Source organism: Mycoplasma sp. CSL7503-lung, from assembly GCF_025515455.1.
Taxonomy (GTDB): Bacteria; Bacillota_I; Bacilli_A; order Mycoplasmatales; family Metamycoplasmataceae; genus Mycoplasmopsis.
Genome location: NZ_JAOPHP010000050.1, coordinates 1 through 808 on the forward strand (window position 1 = coordinate 1; position 808 = coordinate 808).

The following is an 808-nucleotide window of genomic DNA, read 5'->3' on the forward strand; positions in this document are numbered from 1 at the left end:
AAAACGCTGTTTAAATCGCTTGTATTGTAAAATTATGTATTATTAATATTTAATTTTCATTTATAACATAAACAATGGCTTAAACGCAATTTTTAAATAAAAAAGCACTGGTTAGTGCTTTAATTATCTGAATTTTCTTCGTTAGATTTTAATCATAGTCTATTAAAGTGATTACCGTCGATATCTTTGGATATAATATCATAACTAAATAATAAGTTTTTATCTGTTTTACCTTCTATTTTTACAATAGAATTTTCTAAAAAGTTTTTAAGTTTGGTTTTAGCACTTAACATTTTTGCTTCTGGACTTGCGTTATTTTCTATTGTTTCGATTTTACCAAAAATAGGTTGGTAAAATTCTTCAAATAAGGCTTCTGAAAATTTTTCTCTATCTCGTGAATTTGTTAAATAAAGTTTTTCATCATCACCATCATTTAAAATATAACTAAAAGGCATTACGAATTTGTTGTATAGGTTTAAGGCGAAGGTGTAGAATTGACGTTGATTTGACGCTTGAAAATGATTTTTTCTAACTAATTCTTGTGATTCTTTTCACTCATCATAGAAAAAGTGTGTAGTACCAAACTCATCTATATAATTTAAATAAATTGAAGGATCTAAAATTTCACCTATTGAACCTTTCAAGTTTTTAACAATATCTTTGATACCATTATAATAATGGTATTTTTTGTAAAATTCTTGTAGCTGTGTATTTGAATTATCTTCAAACTGTTCTAGGAATGGTTTTTCTTTATCTTTTTTTAGTAATGAAAGGGCTATTTTAAAGTGTATGTAGTCTCTTAAAACTT

At 25.2% G+C, this 808-nt stretch carries 1 protein-coding gene; it reads right to left on the reverse strand.

The window, feature by feature from the left end; translation table 4 throughout:
- Window positions 1-119: 119 nt before the first annotated feature.
- The coding region (locus N9R85_RS03850; protein ID WP_262858662.1) for a hypothetical protein at window positions 120-808 on the reverse strand (689 nt) is incomplete at its 5' end.